This is a genomic window from Streptomyces sp. NPDC005423, assembly GCF_040606415.1.
Taxonomy (GTDB): domain Bacteria; phylum Actinomycetota; class Actinomycetes; order Streptomycetales; family Streptomycetaceae; genus Streptomyces.
On sequence record NZ_JBEXET010000003.1, the window covers coordinates 41,861 to 62,274 of the forward strand.

General features: G+C 72.7%; 11 protein-coding genes. 9 read left to right on the top strand and 2 right to left on the bottom strand.

Features of this window, described 5'->3' with window-relative positions:
- Positions 1-187 precede the first annotated feature (187 nt).
- Positions 188-1,894 carry a glycerol-3-phosphate dehydrogenase/oxidase gene (locus tag ABZT12_RS06500; RefSeq protein WP_356378262.1) on the top strand — a complete coding sequence of 569 codons (1,707 nt, stop codon included), beginning with the start codon at positions 188-190 and terminating at the stop codon, positions 1,892-1,894.
- Positions 1,895-1,992: 98 nt separating this feature from the next.
- On the opposite strand, the gene ABZT12_RS06505 is transcribed toward ABZT12_RS06500, so the two are convergent.
- Positions 1,993-3,048, bottom strand: a complete 1,056-nt coding sequence (locus ABZT12_RS06505; RefSeq protein WP_356379006.1) for a serine hydrolase domain-containing protein — start codon at positions 3,046-3,048, stop codon at positions 1,993-1,995.
- Positions 3,049-3,339: 291 nt separating this feature from the next.
- Between ABZT12_RS06505 and ABZT12_RS06510 the strand changes: the two genes are divergently transcribed.
- The 8 genes from ABZT12_RS06510 (at position 3,340) to ABZT12_RS06545 (ending at position 19,222) form a co-directional block, all read left to right on the top strand.
- Entirely contained in the window at positions 3,340-5,604 is a 2,265-nt protein-coding gene (locus tag ABZT12_RS06510) for a serine/threonine-protein kinase (protein WP_356379009.1), read from the top strand.
- 162 nt (positions 5,605-5,766) lie between these two features.
- Entirely contained in the window at positions 5,767-8,739 is a 2,973-nt protein-coding gene (locus tag ABZT12_RS06515; protein ID WP_356378265.1) for a protein kinase, read from the top strand.
- A gap of 179 nt (positions 8,740-8,918) precedes the next feature.
- The gene (locus ABZT12_RS06520; protein WP_356379012.1) at positions 8,919-10,637 is read left to right on the top strand and encodes a serine/threonine-protein kinase; all 1,719 of its coding nucleotides are present in this window, start codon (positions 8,919-8,921) and stop codon (positions 10,635-10,637) included.
- Positions 10,638-10,712: 75 nt separating this feature from the next.
- Complete coding sequence (locus tag ABZT12_RS06525; RefSeq protein WP_356378268.1) at positions 10,713-12,386, top strand: serine/threonine-protein kinase; 1,674 nt, start codon at positions 10,713-10,715, stop codon at positions 12,384-12,386.
- A gap of 146 nt (positions 12,387-12,532) precedes the next feature.
- Positions 12,533-14,161, top strand: coding sequence for a serine/threonine-protein kinase (locus ABZT12_RS06530; protein WP_356378272.1), 1,629 nt, complete (start codon positions 12,533-12,535; stop codon positions 14,159-14,161).
- A gap of 201 nt (positions 14,162-14,362) precedes the next feature.
- On the top strand, positions 14,363-15,631 hold the full coding sequence (locus ABZT12_RS06535) for a serine/threonine-protein kinase (RefSeq protein ID WP_356378275.1): 1,269 nt from the start codon (positions 14,363-14,365) through the stop codon (positions 15,629-15,631).
- A 103-nt stretch (positions 15,632-15,734) separates the two neighbouring features.
- Positions 15,735-17,366, top strand: a complete 1,632-nt coding sequence (locus ABZT12_RS06540; protein WP_356378277.1) for a succinic semialdehyde dehydrogenase — start codon at positions 15,735-15,737, stop codon at positions 17,364-17,366.
- A 50-nt stretch (positions 17,367-17,416) separates the two neighbouring features.
- Complete coding sequence (locus ABZT12_RS06545) at positions 17,417-19,222, top strand: GMC family oxidoreductase (protein WP_356378280.1); 1,806 nt, start codon at positions 17,417-17,419, stop codon at positions 19,220-19,222.
- 139 nt (positions 19,223-19,361) lie between these two features.
- Here the strand turns inward: ABZT12_RS06545 and ABZT12_RS06550 are convergent, their stop codons facing one another.
- Positions 19,362-20,411 (bottom strand): cell wall protein, encoded by a 1,050-nt coding sequence (locus ABZT12_RS06550; RefSeq protein WP_356378283.1) that lies wholly within the window; start codon positions 20,409-20,411, stop codon positions 19,362-19,364.
- Between the last annotated feature and the right edge of the window lie 3 nt (positions 20,412-20,414).

Below are 20,414 nucleotides of genomic sequence, written 5' to 3' on the forward strand. Positions count from 1 at the left end.
GGAGTAAATATGACCGATATGCGGGATTGGAGGGCTGTGTTTCTCGGCGCTCCCGTGACGGTTGTCCACAGGCTGGGAGCGAGTGGTGGCTGAAGTCAGGCAACCCGGTCAGAATTTGGGCAGGAGCGATACGAACCGGGCTTCGCCGTACGGGTGCGGCCGGCGCGACCGAGAGCGGGTGGCAGCGGTGAGGACAGCGACACTGGGTCCGGAGCAGCGGGCCGAGGCACTGGCGGCGATGGCCGAGCGTGAACTGGATGTACTGGTCGTGGGCGCGGGGGTGGTCGGCGCGGGGACCGCGCTGGACGCCGTGACCCGGGGCCTGTCCACAGGGCTGGTCGAGGCCCGTGACTGGGCGTCGGGCACGTCGAGCAGGTCCAGCAAACTGATCCACGGAGGTCTGCGCTATCTGGAGATGCTCGACTTCGCCCTCGTCCGCGAGGCGCTCAAGGAGCGCGGACTCCTGCTGGAGCGGCTGGCACCCCACCTGGTGAAGCCCGTCGCGTTCCTCTATCCGCTCCAGCACCAGGGCTGGGAGCGCCTCTACGCCGGATCGGGCGTCGCGCTCTACGACGCGATGTCGATGGCCCGCGGCCATGGACGCGGCCTGCCCGGGCACCGCCACCTGACCCGCCGTCACGCCCTGCGGGTCGCCCCCGCACTGAAGAAGGACGCGCTGGTCGGAGCGTTGCAGTACTACGACGCCCAGATGGACGACGCCCGCTATGTGGCGACCCTGGTGCGCACGGCGTCGTCGTACGGCGCGAAGGTCGCCAACCGCGCGCGTGTCACCGGTTTCCTGCGGGAGGGCGAGCGGGTGGTCGGTGCCCGGGTGCAGGACGTGGAGGGGGGCGGGGAGTACGAGATCCGCGCCAAGCAGGTCGTGAACGCCACGGGCGTGTGGACCGACGACACGCAGGCGATGGTGGGGGAGCGGGGACAGTTCCACGTCCGCTCCTCCAAGGGCATCCACCTGGTGGTGCCCAAGGACCGCATCAACTCCTCGACCGGGCTGATCCTGCGTACCGAGAAGTCCGTGCTCTTCGTCATCCCCTGGGGCCGGCACTGGATCGTCGGCACCACCGACACCGACTGGGACCTCGACAAGGCCCACCCCGCGGCGTCCAGCGCCGACATCGACTATCTGCTGGAACATGTGAACTCGGTCCTCGCCGTTCCATTGACCAGGGACGACGTCCAAGGTGTGTACGCCGGACTGCGGCCGCTGCTGGCCGGCGAGTCGGACGCCACCAGCAAGCTCTCCCGCGAGCACACCGTCGCGCACCCGGTACCCGGTCTCGTCGTCGTCGCGGGCGGCAAGTACACGACGTACCGCGTGATGGCCAAGGACGCGGTGGACGAGGCGGTGCACGGGCTCGACATGCGGGTCGCCGAGTGCGTCACCGAGGACGTGCCGCTGCTCGGCGCGGAGGGCTACCGCGCGCTGTGGAACGCGCGAGCGCGGATCGCCGCCCGGACCGGTCTCCATGTGGTGCGCGTGGAGCACCTGTTGAACCGTTTCGGGTCGATGGCCGAGGAGGTCCTCGACCTCATCGCCAAGGACGCCTCCCTCGGCGAACCCCTCCAGGCCGCCGATGACTACCTGCGCGCCGAGATCGTCTACGCCGCCTCGCACGAGGGCGCCCGGCACCTCGACGACGTGCTGACCCGGCGCACCCGCATCTCGATCGAGACCTTCGACCGGGGCACCCGCAGCGCCCGCGAGGCCGCCGAACTGATGGCACCGGTGCTCGGCTGGGACAAGGGCCAGATCGAGCGCGAGGTGGAGCACTACGAGAAGCGGGTGGAGGCCGAGCGGGAGTCGCAGCGCCAGCCCGACGACCTGACGGCGGACGCGGCACGCCTGGGCGCGCCGGACATAGTGCCGCTGTAGCCGCGGTAAGCCGCTGTGCGGGGAGCCGGGCGCCACCCCGCCCGGCTTCACTCGAACGAGTGTCACAAACCGGGATCTTCGCGCGGAACCCGGCCGTTCTACGAGGTGCGGGGGCAGAACTCGGCGGCGAGCAGGGCCGGTTCGAGGCCGGGATCTGCGATCGCCGTCGTGTTCACGCGGAAGGTGAGGACGCGTCGGCCGTCGACGGTGGCCGCGGTGCGCACGTAGCTGCCGGAGATCCGGCCGTTGTGTCCCCACACCGTGGTGCCGCACGACAGCTTCACCGGAAACAGCCCCATGCCGTACGAGCCATGTGCGGTACGGGTGTTGAGCATCTCGCGCAGCCGGCGCGGGGGCAGCAGCGCACCGCCGAGCAGGGTCGCGTAGAAGCGGTCCAGATCGGCGAGCGTGGTCACCACCTCTCCCGCGGCCCCGGCCACCCGCGGGTCGAGGTCGGTGACGTCGGAGCCGTCGGTGGCGTAGGCCCGGCCGTGCGGCGCGGGGAGAGTGGTGCGGGAGCCCGGGAAGGAGGTGCCCGTCAGGCGCAGCGGAGCGATGATGCGGCGCTCGGCCTCGGTGGCGTAGGAGGCGCCGGTGACCTGCTGGATCACCATGCCGAGCAGCACGTAGTTGGTGTTGGAGTAGGAGAACAGGCCGATGGGGGCCGGGGAGTGGGTGAGAGCGAGGCGTACGGCCTGAAGCGGAGTCAGCGGGACGCTGCCTCGGCTGGCCGCGGTGAAGTCGTAGAGGCCGCTGGTGTGGGTGAGCAGGGAGCGGAGGGTCAGCGCGCGACCGTCGTTGCCAGCTCCGCGCACCAGGCCGGGCAGGTGCCGCTCCACGGTGTCGGAGAGCGAGAGCCGTTGTTCGGCGGCGAGTTGGAGGACGATCGTGGCGATGAAGGTCTTCGTGATGCTGCCGGCGCGGAAGTGGTCGGCGCGGGAGATTCCCGTGCCGGCCCGGGCGTAGCTCGTCGAGGCGCGGGAACCCGTTCCGTCTCGGAACAGTAGCGCCGCGGCGGGGACTTCGCCCCGCGTGATCAGCAGCGGAAGGAGACCGTCCACCGTGGGCGCCGACTGGGCCGAGGAGCCGCTCGTGGCCGCGCAGAGGAGGAGCAGGGAGAGCGAAAGCGCCGACAGTGTCCGAAGCGTGGACAGTGCGGCCGGCGACATGCGCATCGCGATCCTTTCTTTCTCCTTCTGTTTCCGGTCGGTTCCGGCTCGTTCCGGCACATGATGCAGGACCTGTCTGTGGGGTCCCGTGCCAGGTCGCCGGGGGTGCGAGGCGGTCACGGTCGGTTGTGCGCGACGTCCGATGTCCGACCCGTGCCGCTCCGGCGGCGGGCCGGGCGGTACACACGGGGCGGGCGAGAGGGCCCCTGGGCGTTGGGCACTTGTCGGGTGAGGGACAATGGAGGCTCTGTCAGGGCGGGTTGCATGAGGGGACGCATGTCGGAGGCGGAGCGGGCGGGGACATCCCGTCAGGACAAGAGCGAACGTCTCCTCGCCGGGCGGTACCGGTTGGGAGAGGTGCTCGGCCGCGGCGGCATGGGCACCGTGTGGCGTGCGGAGGACGAAACCCTCGGGCGGACCGTCGCTGTGAAGGAGCTGCGGTTCCCGTCCAGCATCGACGAGGACGAGAAGCGCCGGCTGATCACGCGGACGCTGCGTGAGGCGAAGGCGATCGCGCGGATCCGCAACACCAGCGCGGTGACCGTCTTCGACGTGGTCGACGAGGACGACCGGCCGTGGATCGTGATGGAACTGGTCGAGGGCAAGTCGCTCGCCGAGGTCATCCGCGAGGACGGTCTGCTCCAGCCCAAGCGCGCGGCGGAGGTCGGGCTCGCCGTCCTCGACGTGCTGCGGTCCGCGCACCGTGAGGGCATCCTGCACCGGGACGTGAAGCCGTCGAACGTGCTGATCGCCGAGGACGGCCGGGTCGTGCTGACCGACTTCGGTATCGCGCAGGTCGAGGGCGACCCCTCCATCACCTCCACCGGCATGCTCGTCGGCGCGCCCTCCTACATCTCCCCGGAGCGGGCCCGTGGCCACAAACCGGGTCCGGCGGCCGATCTCTGGTCGCTCGGCGGCCTGTTGTACGCGGCGGTCGAGGGAGCGCCGCCGTACGACAAGGGCTCCGCGATCGCCACGCTCACGGCGGTGATGACCGAGCCGTTGGAGGAGCCGAAGAACGCGGGCCCACTCAGGGACGTCATCTACGGCCTGCTGAACAAGGATCCCGCCCAGCGGCTGGACGACGCGGGCGCCCGGGCGATGCTCAACGCCGTGCTCCACACACCGGCGCCCAGGCCGGCCGAGCCGGAGCCGGCGGTCGACGCGACCCGGGTGGTGCCGTTGCCGGCGCAGCCCGACGGGGGCGGCGGCAAGGGGAGTTCGGGGAGCGGCGAGCGGTTCCGGGGGGCGCTGCGCTCCGTACGGAAGGCGGCGGTGTCGGCGGGAGCGGTGACCTCGGTGGTCACCGGGCGCACCAAGTCCGGTGCCGCGGAGGGTACTTCGGGTGCCGTCGGCGCGGACACGGGCGGTGCCGGTGACGCCGCCGCTGGGTCCACCGCGGCCGTGGGGTCCGGGGCGACGACTTCCGACACGGGCTCCGGGTCGGACGTGCGGGCCACAGCCGGCGCCGGTCCCGCCGCGGACGCCGGTGTCGCCGCAGGTAGCCCCGGGACGCGTGCCGGGGACGCCGACAAGGCCGGTGCCGGCGGTGCGCCGGTGGCGGAGCCCCGGACACCCCAGGTGCCCGCGGCCCGCTCCGGTGCGGGGACGGCGGGTGCCGGGGAGGCGACCGGTTCCGCGGCGTCGGCGCACGAGGCGCGGACCCGTGAGGTGAGTGCCGATCTGCGCTCCGACTCCGGTGCGGGCAAACGGAGTTCGGGCTGGCCCGTGATGACGCCGCCGGACCTGCCGCCGCGGCCGGTGCGGCGGGCCCCGCTCACCGACGTGGTGCCGCGCCGCACGCTGGTGGTCATCGCGGTGGTGGTCGTGCTGGCGGTGATCGGCACGGTGCTGGCGCTCACGCTCGGCGGTGGTGACGACAAGAAGTCGAAGGACTCCCGGAGCAGTGGGGGTACCGGCGCGAGCGCCGGCGCGAGTGCGAGCGCCGGGGCGAAGAAGGGCGGGACGGGCACCGGTTCGGGCAGTACCGGTGGCGCCGGGACCGGCCCCTCGGCTTCGGCTTCGGCTTCGGTGAAGGAGGCCGAGCCGGGTTCCGGGGGGAGCGGGTCCGGCAAGTCCGACGACGACGCGAGCGGCTCCGAGGCGGCCCCGGTGGTGAAGACGTACCAGGGAAGCCAGGGGTTCTCGATCGGGCTGCCGGCCGGCTGGTCGTACCAGTCGACCGACTCGGCGGGGGCCAGGCTGACCGGCCCCGACGGCCAGAAGCTGCTCGTCGCGTGGACGAGCACGCCCAAGGGCGACCCGGTCGCGGACTGGAAGAACCAAGAGCGGTACATGACGCGCTCGCAGTACCAGAAGATCGGCATCGAGAAGGTGAGCTACCGCGGCTGGAACGCGGCCGACTGGGAGTTCACCTACCAGGACGGTGGTACGGGATACCGGACCATCGACCGCGGGTTCGTCGTCAACGACCATCTCGGCTATGCGCTCATGTACACCGCGAAAGCCTCGAACTGGAACACCGAACTGCGTAAGGACACCTGGAAGACGCTGACGAAGACGTTCGAACCGCGGTCGTGAAGTGGGCCGTCCCGGGTTTGGGACGCGAGATGTGTCATCCCCTCTTTGCAGGTTGCCTCCGGCACGTATCGTGAGTGGCCGCGGACCGTACGCAGCCGGAACGGTGCGCCAGACGAACGGATTTGACCAACCGGGCGGAACCGGGCGGCCGGGGGAGGCAACGTGGACGACTACGCGGGACGGGTGCTCGCCGACCGCTACCGCCTGCCGCTGCCGCCGTCCGACGAGTACGAACTCACCGAGACCCGGGCCTTCGACACCTACAGCGGGCAGGAAGTCCTCGTACGGCAGGTGCCGTTGCCCGAGGTGGTCGAGGCCGAGGTGCTCGACGCGGACGGGCTGCCCGACGGTTTCACCGCGCGTGAGCGCGGGACCCGGCGGTCCCCGGCGGGGCGGGCGGCCACCCGGCGGCCCGCCGACCCGGCGGTCCGGCGGGCGGTCGAGGCCGCGCAGGCCGCCGCCCGGATCCCCGACCATCCCCGGCTGGACCAGGTCTTCGACGTGTTCGCCGAGGGCGGGTCGCTGTGGATCGTGAGCGAGTTGGTGTCCGCCCGGCCGCTGGCGGCGCTGCTCGCGGAGAGCCCGTTGTCGCCGTACCGGGCGGCCGAGGTCGCCTCCGACGTGCTGATGGCGCTGCGGGTGCTGCACGCGCACGGCTGGGTGCACCGGAACATCACCGCACGCACGGTCCTCGTCTGCGACGACGGCCGGGTGATGCTGACCGGGCTCGCGGTGGGCGCGGCGGAGGAGGCACTGTGCGGGTATGACCCGGTGCCGACGCAGGACGTGGAGGACGGCCCGGGCGCGCCGGGTCCCGGCCCCGGAGACGGCCGGAGAAGCGCCGGATCATTCGACCCGAGCGGTGCGGGCGGCCAGGACGGCCCGGGCCGTGCGCCCGGCTTCGGTGGGGCGGGCACGCGGGGCGGCGGGGGCTTCTCCGGCGGGGCCGTCGGCTTCGGCGGCGGAGGAGTCGTCGGGGCCGACGCGGGTGCCCGGCCGGGAACCGGCGGCGCGGCACGACCTGGCTCCGGCCCCGTTCCCGCTGCCGGCGGGGCGGGTCCGGCCGAGGGGGATCCCGAGGCCGCTCGGCGGGCCGCGATCGAGGCGCGGACGTCCGGAGGGCTGCCGCCCGCGGGTGTGGAGTCGCCGGCCGAGGGCGGGAGTCCTGGCACTGTCGCCCGGCGCGCGCTGGAGCCGGGCGGGGACGTCCGGGCCGCGCGGGCCGGTGCGATAGCGGCGTACCGGGCGGGTGCGCGGGCCGCCGCCCGGGTGCAGGAGACCCAGCAGGCGGGCCGGCCCGCACTGCCCGGGGGCCGGCCGGCCGCCGAGGGGGACCACGGCGGCGCGAACGACGGCGGCGCGTACAACGGCGGTGCGTACGAGGGCGGTTCGGCACCGCGGTCGCCGTACGCCACCGGGCCCGGTGCGCCGTACCCGCCGGGCACTGCGTCCGGCACCCCGTCCGGAACAGCACCCGGGAACGCACCCGCGAACACCCCCGCCATCACACCGGGGACCCTGTCCGGGACCCCTGGGACCACACCCTCCGGGCCGCCCGGTCAGATAGCCGATCCCTACGGTGTGGCCGGCGCCGGCACCTGGTACGGCGCCACCCCCCGGCCCGGCGCCACCCCTCGACCCGGTGCCGTACCGCCTCAGGCTCAGGCACCGGTTCCGGGTGCCCAGCAGCAGCGTCCGGTGCTTCCGCCCGCGCAGAGCGGCGGGGTCGCGCTGTCGCCCCGGGAGCACGGCATGGCCCTGCCGCCCGGTGAGAACGGGACCGGAACTCCGTCCGCGCGCACCGCGGCCGACGCCAACACGCCTGGCGCGCGCGCCCGTTGGGACGACCTCGGCGCCGGGGTGCCGGTGCGCCGCGGGCCGGCCACCGCGCTGGACGCGGAGCGGGCCCGCCAGGTGCGGATGACCGTGGTGGGGCCGGTGACCGAGCGGTGGGCGCCCGAGCAGGCCGGGCCCGTCCACGAGAACTGGCAGCTGGCGGCGCCGATCGGCCCCGCGACCGACCTGTGGGCGCTCGGCGCGCTGCTCTTCAGGGCCGTACAGGGGCACGCGCCGTATCCGGAGGAGTCGACGGCCGAGCTGGTGCAGCTCGTCTGCGCGGAGCCGCCCGCCTACGCCGAGGAGTGCGGTCCGCTGCGGCCGGTCGTGGAGTCGCTGCTGCGGCAGGACCCCACCGACCGGCTGGAGTTCGAGGAGGCGCGCGGCTGGCTGCGGTCGCTGGTGCGTTCCGCGCCCGAGCCGGAAGCCGGCACCGAGGTGATAGCGGTGCCCCCCGCCGACCCACGCCGGCTGCCGATCGTACGGCGGCGGGGCGAGCTGGTGCGCAGGCGGCGGGCCGGGCTGCCCGCGAACAGTCCGCACGGGCGGCACAAGCGGGCCAGGGAGGAGGCGCCGTCGCCTCGCAGGCTGGGCCGCACGCTGCTTCTGCTGATCCTGGTCGTGCTGGCCGCCGCGGTCGCCTATGCGGTGCTCTACATGCCGAAGACCGGCGAGGACGGAGCGACTGCCCGGACCGGGAGCGCCGGAGGAGCCGGTCCGGCCCCGGCGCGGTCGAGTGCGGGCGCCGACAGCGTTCCGGGTTCCGGCCGGACCACGCCGGGCGGCACCAACAGCCCCTCGGAGTCGTCCGGTTCGGCGCAGACGCAGACCACCGCTCCGGACGCCGCCGACGGTTACGCCCTGCGCAAGGACGCCGCCGGTTTCCAGATCGCCGTGGCCAAGGGCTGGTCCCGTACGCCGAAGAACGGGAACGGCCAAGTCGTCTACGCGCACGGCGACTTCGAGCTCATCGTGGTGCCAGGCCGGGACAGCGCCTCCAAGTACGGCAGCGACCCGATGGTCTACCAGCGTGACAAGGAACGGGAGTTGCAGCCCTACCGCGACTCCAGCTGGGCCACCGCCACCGGACTCAACACCGTCACGGTGGGCGCGCGGGTCAGCGCCGAGGGGCAGTTCACCTGGACCGACGGCCAGGGACGCGAACTGTTCGTGCGGAACGTCGCCATCCTCATCGGCGGGCGTTACCACGTGGTGCAGGTGCTCGGCCCGGAGTCCCAACGGGACCAGGTGACGGCGCTGTTCACGCAGGCTTCGTCGACGTACGAGTACACGGGCTGACCGCGAGCCGACTGCGGGCGAGTCACCTGGTCAGCGACGAGGGGGCAGTTCGGTTCCCGGTCGGAGGGAGAAGCGACAACCGTCACAGTGCGGTCTCCTTGGCACCCCGCTGGTTCCCTGGGCGTGGGCCGGTCCTTACGCTGACCCTGTCAAGAGCATTGCGGGGAAACGTGAATCAGATGCAGGGCCTGCTCCTCGCGGGGCGCTATCGGCTGGCCGAAACGATCGGCAGCGGAGGTATGGGCCGGGTGTGGCGGGCGCACGACGAGGTGCTCCACCGGACGGTCGCCATCAAGGAGTTGACCGCCGCGCTCTATGTCTCCGAGAGCGACCAGCCGCGGTTGCTCGCCCGCACCCGGGCCGAGGCGCGCGCCGCCGCGCGGATCAACCACTCCGCCGTCGTCACCGTGCACGACGTCCTCGAACACGACGGCCGTCCGTGGATCGTGATGGAGCTGGTCGAGGGCAACTCCCTGGCCGACGAGGTCAAGGAGCAGGGCCGGCTCGAACCGGCCGAGGCCGCCCGCATCGGTCTGTGGGTGCTGCGCGCCCTGCGGGCCGCGCACACCGCGGGCGTCCTGCACCGTGACATCAAGCCCGGCAACGTGCTGCTGTCGCAGGACGGGCGGGTCCTGCTCACCGACTTCGGCATAGCGCAGATCGAGGGCGACTCCACGATCACCCGTACCGGGGAGGTCGTCGGCTCCGTCGACTACCTCGCCCCCGAGCGTGTCCGCGGTGCCGACCCGGGCCCCTCCTCCGACCTGTGGGCGCTGGGTGCCACGCTGTACACGGCGGTGGAGGGCCGGTCGCCGTTCCGCCGCACCTCACCGCTGACCACCATGCAGGCCGTCGTGGACGAGGAGCCGTCCGCGCCGCTGAACGCGGGCCCGCTCGAACCGGTCATCACCGCGCTGCTGCGCAAGGACCCCGCCGCCCGGCCCGACGCCTCCGAGACCGAGCAGATGCTCGCGGAGGCGGCGGAGGGGCGCCGGCCGAACTCCGCGCAGGCGTATGTGCCGACCCAGCACGCCGGTCCGCGGCACACCGGGGCGTTCGGCACCGGTTCGCCCTACGCGAGCGGTACGGACCAGGGCCCGCGGCCGGACGGCGCCGGTTCCACCCCGTACCCGCCGGCGCACGGGCCGGCGTACCCGCAGGGCGCCCATCCGACCTCGCACGCGACCACCCATCTTCCCTCCCACCAGACGACCGGGGCGGGTTCCGGCCTCGGGCCGGTCCCGGCGAAGCGGCGCAGGCGGCGCACGCTGGCTCTCGTCGTCGTCCTCGCCGCGCTCGCCGGCGGGGGCACGGTGGCCGCGCTGCAGAAGTGGGACCAGGACCGCCAGGGCGGCACCGCCTCCTCCGGCGCCTCGCACAGCCCCACGGCCGCACCGAAGGCGAGCGACAGCGGTGCGGGTTCCGCCCCGGACGGCTGGGTCCGGATCGACGACTCGGCCGGCTTCGGCCTCTCGCTGCCCAAGGGCTGGCAGCGGACGGTCTTCGGCGACAAGGGCGGCCTCACGCAGATCGACTACTCCCCGGACGAGGGCGAGCACTTCGTCCGTATCGCCGTCGACACCGCGCCCGACGACAACGACCCCCACCAGCACCAGATCGACCTGGAGGTGCAGCTCCAGCGGCTGGTCGACTACCACCGGGTGACCCTGGAGGAGAACATCTATCGCGACCGCCCCGGCTCCGAGTGGGACTACACCTGGACCGCGCTGGCCAAGGACACCTCGTTCCCCGGGCCGCGCCGGGCGATCGAGGAGACGTACTTCACCCGGGACGGCGTGGAGTACGCGATCTACGTCTCGGCGCCCGCGGCGGACTGGGCGACGACGTACGAGCAGTTCAAGACGGTCCTGCAGAACTGGCGCCCGAAGCACACCTGACGTACGTGTCCTGATCCGGTCCGGCGCCGCACCGGCGCCGGACCCGTTCGGTCCGGGTGCGTCATGATGGGGCGCATGGGGATCGAGGGGGACAGCGTCCGGGTGATCGCGGGGCGTTACCGGCTTCAGGCGCGGCTCGGGCGCGGGGGGATGGGCGTCGTCTGGCAGGCGGAGGACCAACTCCTGGAGCGGCGGGTCGCCGTCAAGGAACTCGCCCGCGACGACTCCCTCCCGGACGCGGAGGCCCGGACGCACCGCGACCGGACGCTGCGCGAGGCGCGCGCCGTCGCGCAGTTGCGGCACCCGCACATCATCGTCGTGCACGACGTGGTCGTACAGGACGAACGCCCGTACATCGTCATGGAGTTGATCGACGGCGGCTCGCTCGCCGACCGGATCTCCGGGCGCGGCCCGGTCGGCGCCGCGGAGGCCGCCCGGATCGGGATCGCCCTGCTCGGCGCGCTGCGCACCGCGCACGAGGCGGGCATCCTGCACCGCGACATCAAGCCGGCGAACGTGCTGATGGAGGCGGGCACCGACCGGGTCGTCCTCACCGACTTCGGGATCGCCCGGGTCGCGGGGGCGACCACGCTCACCGAGAGCGGGGTGTTCGTCGGCTCGCCCGAGTACACCGCGCCCGAGCGGATGTCGGGCGCGCGGACCGGCCCCGAGGCCGATCTGTGGTCGCTGGGCGCGCTGCTCTGCGCGGCCCTGAGCGGTGAATCACCGTTCCGGCGCGACTCGTTGGGCGGGATCCTGCACGCGGTCGTGACCGACGACATCCGGCCGCCCGCGCAGGCCGCACCGCTGCTTCCCGTCGTACTGGGGCTGCTGGAGCGGGATCCCGACCGGCGGCTGGACACCGCGCAGGCGGAGGGGATGCTGCGCGCCTACCTGGACACCGGCCGTACACCGAAGCGGCCGGGCGGCTACACGCCGACCCAACTGGACGTACCCAGAAGGCTTTTGGCAGCGTCGATGCCGTCGGCGACCGACGGCGGCTCGGCGGAGCGACCATCCGCGCAGCGCTCCACGCGCGGGGTGCTCGTCGCGGGACTGCTGGTCGCCGCCATGGCCGGCGCGGGCGTGTCGGCGGCGGCGCTCCTGGTCCGGGGCGACGGCGACGGCCACAACGGCGGCGCCGCTACGACGAGTTCGGCGTCGCACACCGCGCCGGGCGGCGGCGAGCCGGTCTCCGCCGACGCTCCGGCCGCCCCGAGCCGCTCAGCGTCCTCGGCGTCCTCGACCTCCTCGACCTCCTCGACCTCGACCTCTTCGTCCTCGTCGCGGAACGTGAACTCGCCCTCAGCTCCCTCCGGTTACCGCGTAGCCCATGACCCCAACGGCTTCTCGCTCGCCGTACCGGAGGACTTCACCCGCGAACCGCAGGGCGAGCGCGTCTTCTACATGTCACCCGGCGCGGCCTTCCGCCTCGGCGTCAAGGTGGCCGCGCCCGGAACGGGCGGCCCGCTCGGCGTGATGCGGCGCGCGGCCGCCAAGGGGGCGGTCACCAACCCCGGTTACCACGACGGTGAGGTGACCGACACCACCCACTACGGACACCCCGCCGCGCTCTGGCAGTTCAGCTGGAACGGCTTCAGCGCGGCGGAGGGCCCCCGGCACACCTACGACCTGTGCTGGGAGGAGGGCGGCCGGATGTACGACGTATGGGTGTCGGCGCCGGTCGGCAAGGTGCGCGAGGCGAAGGAGTACTTCGACGTGGCGCTCGACACGTTCGTCCTCACCTGACCGGTGGGCATCGGGCGTACCGGAGACCGTGGATGCGTCAGCGATATGGGACATAGCGGAGATAGGTGACGGCTCGGGTCACGGGTCTGTGACCGAAAACCGTCAGAGGTGGATGCGGCCGTCCCGGTCGCGATAGGGATGGACTCATGAGCAGCGACGGGGGAGCCCGACACGGAGTCGACGAGCCGACGAGTTTCGTTCTGCAACCGCCCCACCCGCAGGCGGCGGTGCCGCACCCGAACAATCCGTACGCGGCCCCCGTACCGCCGACGGAACCCGGCACCGGCCGGCTCATAGCCGGGCGGTACCGGTTGCGCGCCAAACTCGGGCACGGCGGGATGGGCACGGTGTGGCGGGCCCAGGACGAGACGGTGGACCGCGAGGTCGCCGTGAAGGAACCTCGCGTCCCCGACCACCTTTCCGAGCGCGAACGCGCCAACGCCTTCGAGCGGATGCGCCGGGAGGCGCGCGCGGCGGCCCGGCTCGACCACCCGGCGGTGGTGAACGTCCACGACGTCGCGGTGGTCGACGGACGGCCGTGGATCGTGATGGAACTGGTGACCGGCCGGTCGCTGGGCGACGCGCTCCAAGAGGGCACGCTGGACGCGCGCGCGGCGGCCCGGATCGGCCTGGAGGTGCTGGGCGCCCTGGAGGCCGCGCACGCGGTGGGCATCCTGCACCGTGACGTCAAACCGGACAACGTGCTGCTCGGCCGCCACGACCGCGTCGTCCTCACCGACTTCGGCATCGCCCAGATCGACGGCGAGACCGATCTGACCGCCACCGGCGGGTTCGTCGGTTCGCCCGAATACATCGCGCCGGAACGGGTGTTGGGCCAGCGACCCGGCCCGCCGTCGGACCTGTGGTCGCTCGGCGTGGTCCTGTACGCGGCGACGGAGGGCGTCTCGCCCTTCCGCCGCAGCAACACCCCCGCCACCCTCCAGTCCGTCCTCAACGCCACCCCCGCGCCGCCCGCCTCGGCGCCGGGCCCGCTCGCCGAGCTGATCACCGCCCTGCTGGCCAAGGACCCGGCGCGCCGCCCGGACGCCGCCGAGGTCCGCGCGCGGCTGGCGGCGATCGCGAACCCGCCGGCCGCCGCGCCGACGCAGGAGGTGCGGTACGTGACGGCGCCCGGGGGAGGCGCCCGCCTCGGCCGCAAGGCGCGGGCCGGCCTCGCCGCGGCGGCCGGCGCGGTGGCCGCCGCGGCGGCGGTGGCGGCGTATCTGGTGCTGGCGGACCCGTTCGCGGGGCCACTGCCGGACGGCTGGAAGAAGCACCATGTGGCGGATGTCGCCGCGACGCTCGCGGTGCCCGCCAAGTACCAGCCGGGTCTGCCCGACCGTTCCTCGGACAAGGGGCACTGGATCACGTACACCGACTGGAGCGGGAGCATCTGGATCGGCCTCTCGCTGGAGAAGAAGTCCGAGGACACCCTCGACAGCGTCAAGGACTCCGCCGCCGCCCAGATGTACGACGACAACGGCGACTTCACGGACAGTGGCAGCGTCAGCCTCGACATGCCGAAGAACCCGCACACCGCCCCCCGGTCGACCGGCTCCTACCGGGGCAGGCCGTCCGCCGAGAACACGATCAGGTACACGACCGACGACAGTCTCGACCCCCGCCCCCGTGAGGTCCGGCTCTTCTACTACCGGACCTCGAACGGCGACATGTACAAGCTCACGGTCAGCTATCCCGGCGACGGCGACTTCGTGGCGCGCGGGCGGGAAGTGGCGCGGGCGGCGATCGCGAACCTGGACGTCGACACCCAGTGAGCCGGGGCCCAGTGAGCCGGGGCCCTGCGCCCGCAACCGGGTTGTCAATGACGGCAGTTGAGGTCATCCTCCGCTGTGCCGGATTCCGGCGCGCTTCGGCGCGATGCCGATGGCCGAGGTGCGCCGGGAGGGCGGCGCACCCCTCACGCACCGGTGGGTCCGGCGTCGACAAGGTTGTCTCCGGCGCGGTACTGATGGGGCATGAGCGAAGTCGGCGAACGGGTGCGCGAGGGACGTCTGGTCGGCGGCCGCTACCGGCTGCTCGAACGGATCGGCTCGGGCGGCGCGGGCACCGTATGGCGGGCCGCCGACGAACTGACGGACCGTGAAGTAGCGCTCAAACGGCCGAGGTTGCCCGGGGTGCCAGGGGACGAGGTGTACCGGCGGGCGGCCCACCGGCTCTACCGCGAGGCCCGTGCCGCGGCCCGCGTCGAGCACCCGTCCGCCGTACTCGTCCATGACGTGGTGGTGGAGGGCGAGGGGGAGGACGGACTCCCCTGGACCGTCATGGAGTTGGTGCGCGGCGAGTCCCTGCACGAGCTCCTCGGCCGGGAGCGCCTCGAACCCGCCGAGGCCGCGCGCATCGGCCTCGCCGTACTCGGCGCCCTGCGCGCGGCCCACGCCGTCGGGATCGTGCACCGGGACGTGAAACCGGCCAACGTTCTGCTCGGCCCGGACCGTCGCGTCGTCGTCACCGACTTCGGCACCGCCCAGCTCCAGGGCGCGCAAACCCGCACCGTGGAAGGCGAGTTCGAGGGCGCGCTGGACTTCGTCGCCCCTGAGCGCGTGTCGGGCACGGGCGCGGGCCCCGCCTCCGACCTGTGGTCCCTCGGCGCACTCCTCCACGCCGCCGTCGAGGGGGCGTCGCCCTTCCGCCGTACGACCGCCGCGGCCACGCTCGACGCGATCCTCGCCGACGACCCGCCCGAACCCGGGCGCGCCGGACCCCTCGGCCCGCTGCTCCTGCGGCTGCTGGCGCGGAATCCCGAGGAGAGACCGGCCGCGGAGGAGGCCGCCGCGGTCCTGACAGCCGTGGCGACCGGCGGGCCGGTGCCCGACCTGCCCGACGCGTCGAAGCGGGCGGAGGGACCGGACACGCGGGACGACTCGGAGAGCCGCCCGGGTCCGGACCTCAGTACGCACCTCGACGCGGATCCCGGTCCGGACCCTGACGCGAGCCTCGACGCGGATCCCGGTGAGAACCTCCGTGCGGAGGCACCCGGCGCCGCCCCGGCGCAGTCCGGACCAGTCGACCTCACCGACCCCGCCGCCCCCGATGCCGTACCGTCCGGGCCGGCCGGTCGGCAGCCGTCTCCCGCGTCCGGCCCCGTCGGCCGCCGTCTGCGTGACCTCTTCCTCGGTCTCCTCGGTCTCCTAGGCATCCTTGGCCTCGTCGGCCTTCTCGGCCTTCTCGTCCGCACCGGTCCCGTCGTCGGTACTGTCGTGGCGTCCCGTCCCACAACTCGCTGATCAGTGGGTTTGTTGCCAGTGATCACTGGCGTTGTGTGGGTACTCGGTGAATCCTGTTACCGACGGGTACCCAAAGGCCGCGCGCCGGAATACCCTGCGCCTCATGACCGACTCGCAGGCCCCGGAGAAGACCGGCACGGAAACGACGACCGGCACGAACCCCCTCGCCCCGGCTCCCGCGGGCGCCCGTACCGCTGCCGACGTGGTCACCCCCGAGCTGGTCGCCCAGCTCACCAGGGGCGTGGTCGGTTCCGGCCGGACCGCGAACCACACGCCGTTCACCGGTGAGAAGCTCGCCGACCTGCCCGAGTCCACACCGCAGGACGTTGCGGAGGCCTTCGACGCGGCCCGCGCCGCGCAGGCCGTCTGGGCCCGGACGCCGGTACGGCAGCGCGCCGCCGTGCTGCTCCGCTTCCACGATCTCGTCCTCGCCCGGCAGGCCGAGGTGCTCGACCTGATCCAGCTGGAGACCGGCAAGGCGCGGCTGCACGCCCACGAGGAGGTCCAGGCCGTCGCGGTCGCCGCCCGGCACTACGGCCGCAAGGCCCCGGCCTATCTGCGCCCCAAGCGGCACACCGGCGCGGTGCCGACCCTCACCAAGGTCACCGAGCTGCGCCATCCGCGCGGGGTCGTCGGCCAGATCGCCCCCTGGAACTACCCCCTCGAACTCTCCGTCGGCGATGCGCTGCCCGCCTTCGTCGCGGGCAACGCGGTCGTCATGAAGCCGGACACCGAGACCTGTCTGACCGCTCTGTGGGCGCGCGACCTGCTGATCGAGGCGGGCCTGCCGGCCGGTGTCTTCCAGGTCGTCCTCGGTGACGGCCCGGTCGTCGGCCCGGAGGTCGTCCGGCACGCCGACTACGTCTCCTTCACCGGCTCCACCCGCACCGGTCGCGAGGTCGCGCAGGGCGCCGCCGCCCGGCTGGTCGGCGTCTCCCTCGAACTCGGCGGCAAGAACGCCATGCTGGTCCTCGAAGACGCCGACCTCGACAAGGCGGCGGCCGGCGCGGTCCGCGCCTGCTTCTCCTCCGCCGGCCAACTCTGCATCTCCATCGAGCGGTTGTACGTCCACGAGTCGATCGCGGACACCTTCCTCGAACGGTTCGCCACCCGCACGAAGGCGATGCGTCTCGGCACCTCCCTGGCCTACGGCGCCGACATGGGCTCGCTGGTGGGGGAACGGCAACTGGAGACCGTCACCCGGCATGTGACGGAGGCCGTGGCCAAGGGCGCGCGGGTGATCGCGGGCGGGGTCGCGCGCCCCGACATCGGCCCGTACTTCTTCGAGCCCACCATCCTCGACGGCGTCGAGACGCCGATGGCCGTCTGCGGCGAGGAGACCTTCGGGCCGGTCGTCTCCGTCTACCGGTTCAGGACCGACGACGAGGCCGTCGAGCTCGTCAACTCCACGCCGTACGGCCTCAATTCCTCCGTCTGGTCGAAGGACGGCGGTCGCGGTCGCGCCCTCGCCGCCCGGCTGCGCACCGGCACGGTCAACGTCAACGAGGGCTACGCGGCCGCCTACGGCAGCGTCCAGTCCCCGATGGGCGGCATGAAGGACTCCGGCCTCGGCCGCCGCCACGGCTCCGAGGGCATCCTCAAGTACACCGAGGCCCAGACGATCGCCCAGCAGCGGCTGCTGCCGATGGCGCCCTCGCTGGGAATGGACGACGAGGCGTACGCGCGGTTCATGAGCCGGAGCCTGAAGGCCATGAAGGCGCTCCGTCTCCGCTAGCGCCGTGACAGCACCAGCTCGATCGCACCAACTCTCGACGAGGAGAGCACGTGTCACAGGAGAACTCCGTCCCGGAACAGGACGACGACTCTGCGTACGACTACGACGTGATCGTCGTCGGCTCCGGCTTCGGCGGTTCCGTCACCGCCCTGCGCCTGTCCGAGAAGGGCTACCGCGTCGGTGTCCTGGAGGCCGGCCGCCGCTTCACCCCCGCCACCCTGCCGAAGAACTCCTGGGACCTGAAGAACTACCTCTGGGCCCCCAAGCTCGGCATGTACGGCATCCAGCGCATCCATCTGCTGGGCAACGTGATGGTGCTGGCCGGGGCGGGCGTCGGCGGCGGCTCCCTCAACTACGCCAACACCCTCTACGTACCGCCGAAGCCGTTCTTCGAGGACCCGCAGTGGCGGTCCATCACCGACTGGGAGGAGGAGCTGACGCCGTACTACGACCAGGCCCGGCGCATGCTCGGGGTGCGGCTCAACCCGACGATGACCCCGTCGGACGTCCATCTCAAGGCGGCGGCCGAGCGGATGGGCGTCGGCGACACCTTCCATATGGCGCCGGTCGGCGTCTTCTTCGGTGACGGCGAGGATGCCGGAGGGACCGCGGAGGCCAGCCCCGGCGAGCAGGCTCCCGACCCCTACTTCGGCGGCGCGGGGCCGGCCCGCAGGGCCTGTACCGAGTGCGGGGAGTGCATGACCGGCTGCCGTCACGGCGCGAAGAACACCCTCAACGAGAACTATCTGTACCTCGCCGAGAAGGCGGGCGCGGCCGTCCACCCGATGACGACGGTCGTCTCCCTGACGGACGACTCACGCGGCGGGTACGCCGTCGCCACGCTGCCGACGGACGGCAGGAAGGGCGCGGGGCGCACCTTCACCGCCCGCCGGGTCGTCCTCGCCGCCGGCACCTACGGCACCCAGACCCTGCTGCACCGGATGAAGGCGGGTCACCAACTGCCGTACATATCGCAGAAGTTGGGCGAGCTGACCCGAACCAACTCCGAGGCGCTGGTGGGCGCCCAGACGAACGACCGCCGCTACCGCCGGGTCACCGGGGCGGCCAAGGTCGACTTCACCCGCGGAGTCGCCATCACCTCCTCCATCCACCCCGACGAGAACACCCACATCGAGCCGGTCCGCTACGGCCGGGGCTCCAACTCGATGGGCAGCCTCTCCATCCTCCAAGTCCCGTACGCGGAGGGCTCGTCGAGGGCGATGGCCTGGCTGGCGAACGCGGCCCGGCATCCACTCCTCATGCTGCGCTCGCTCTCCAACCGCCGCTGGTCGGAGCGGACCATCATCGGCCTGGTGATGCAGTCGCTGGACAACTCCCTGACGACGTACCTGAAGCCGGACGGTGTCGGCAAGGGCCTGTTGACGGCCCGTCAGGGTCACGGTGCTCCCAACCCCAAGCAGATCAGGGCGGCTTCACGGGGCGCCACGGTGATCGCGGAGGAGATCAACGGGTTCGCCGGTTCCAACGTCGGGGAGTTGATGGGCACCCCGCTCACCGCCCACTTCCTCGGCGGCTGCCCGATCGGCGCCTCGCGCGAGACGGGCGTCATCGACCCGTACCACCGCCTCTACGGCCACCCCGGCATCTCGGTCGTCGACGGGTCGTCGGTCTCGGCCAACCTCGGGGTCAACCCGTCGCTCACCATCACGGCCCAGGCCGAGCGCGCCATGTCGTTCTGGCCCAACAAGGGCGAGCCGGACCAGCGTCCGGCCCAGGGGGAGCCGTACGCCCGCCTGGCACCGGTGGAGCCACGTCGACCGGCCGTCCCCGCCGAGGCGTTCGGCGCGCTGCGGCTGCCGTTCCTGGGGATGCCGGCGGTCCCGCCGAAGAGCTGACGCCGGATGCCGGAAAGCTGATGACACACGCCGGACACGGACAAGCGGAAGGACCTGCGCCCCCCTCCAGGCGCAGGTCCTGCCGCTTGTCCGTGTCCGCGTGTCCGCGCGGCTGCCCGCCTGTCGAGCGGGCCGCCGGTTACGCGCCCGCCCCGGCCTTGCGCCGGCGCACCATGACGACCGCACTGGCGCCCGCGACGACCGCGGCGCCGCCCACGAGCCCGATCACGGGCAGCGCGGAGCTGGAACCGGTCGCGGCGAGGTTGCCGGTGGGCAGCTCGGAGACGCTGCCCTGGGGCTTCTTCACGGAGCCCTTGCCGCCGGTGTCGTCGTCCGGCGTGGCGGTGCCGGGCCGCGGGTTGGCGGTGCCGGCCTTGAGCACCTCGAAGTCGTACTGGGCCCAGCCCTCGGCGATGCAGTCCTGGCCCTTGACGTTGTCCAGGTAGGCGCCGGAGCCGAAGGAGTAGGCGTCGCCGGCCGGGGCCTTCGCGTCGATGGCGACCCGCAGGTCGACGGTCTTGGCGGCCTTCGACTTCAGCTCGTCGACGTAGAAGAAGTAGTCACCGGCCCACTCGTCGGTGCCGACGCGGTCCCACGAACCGGTCTGCGGGTTCTTGAACTCCAGGTCCACGTACGGGCTCAGGTACTTCGACTCGTCGAGCTCGTAGTTCTCGATCTCGGCGTAGAAGGCGACACCGTCGACCGTGGTCTTCGACTCGTTGGTGACGGTCAGCCGGAAGCCGTGGAAGCCGTCGCCCGCGACGATCTTGCCCGGCAGGCCCTTGATCTCCGCGGACACCTTGGCGGTGGAGAAGTCCTCGTCCAGGTCCTCGCAGTAGGGGACGGACGGGTCGGTCGGCTCCTCGCTCGGCTCGGCCGACGCGGTCGGCGCATCGGACGGGCTCGCGCTGGTGGTCGCGGAGGGCGACGAGGAGGTGGCCGGGGAGGTCGGCAGGGTGCTGCTGGTCGGCCCCGCCGAGTCGCTGGGCGACGCGGAGACCGAGTCGCTCGGTGACGCGGACGGAGACTCGCTGACCGTCTCGGTCGGCGTCGCGCTCGGAGAGTCCTCCGCGAACGCGGCGGGAGCCGACAGCAGGGCGAGCGGCGCGAGGGCGGCCGTCGCGGCGGCAGCGGCCATGGCACGGCGAAGCTTCATGAAGTCCTCAAGAAGTCCGGTGTGCTGCGGCACCGC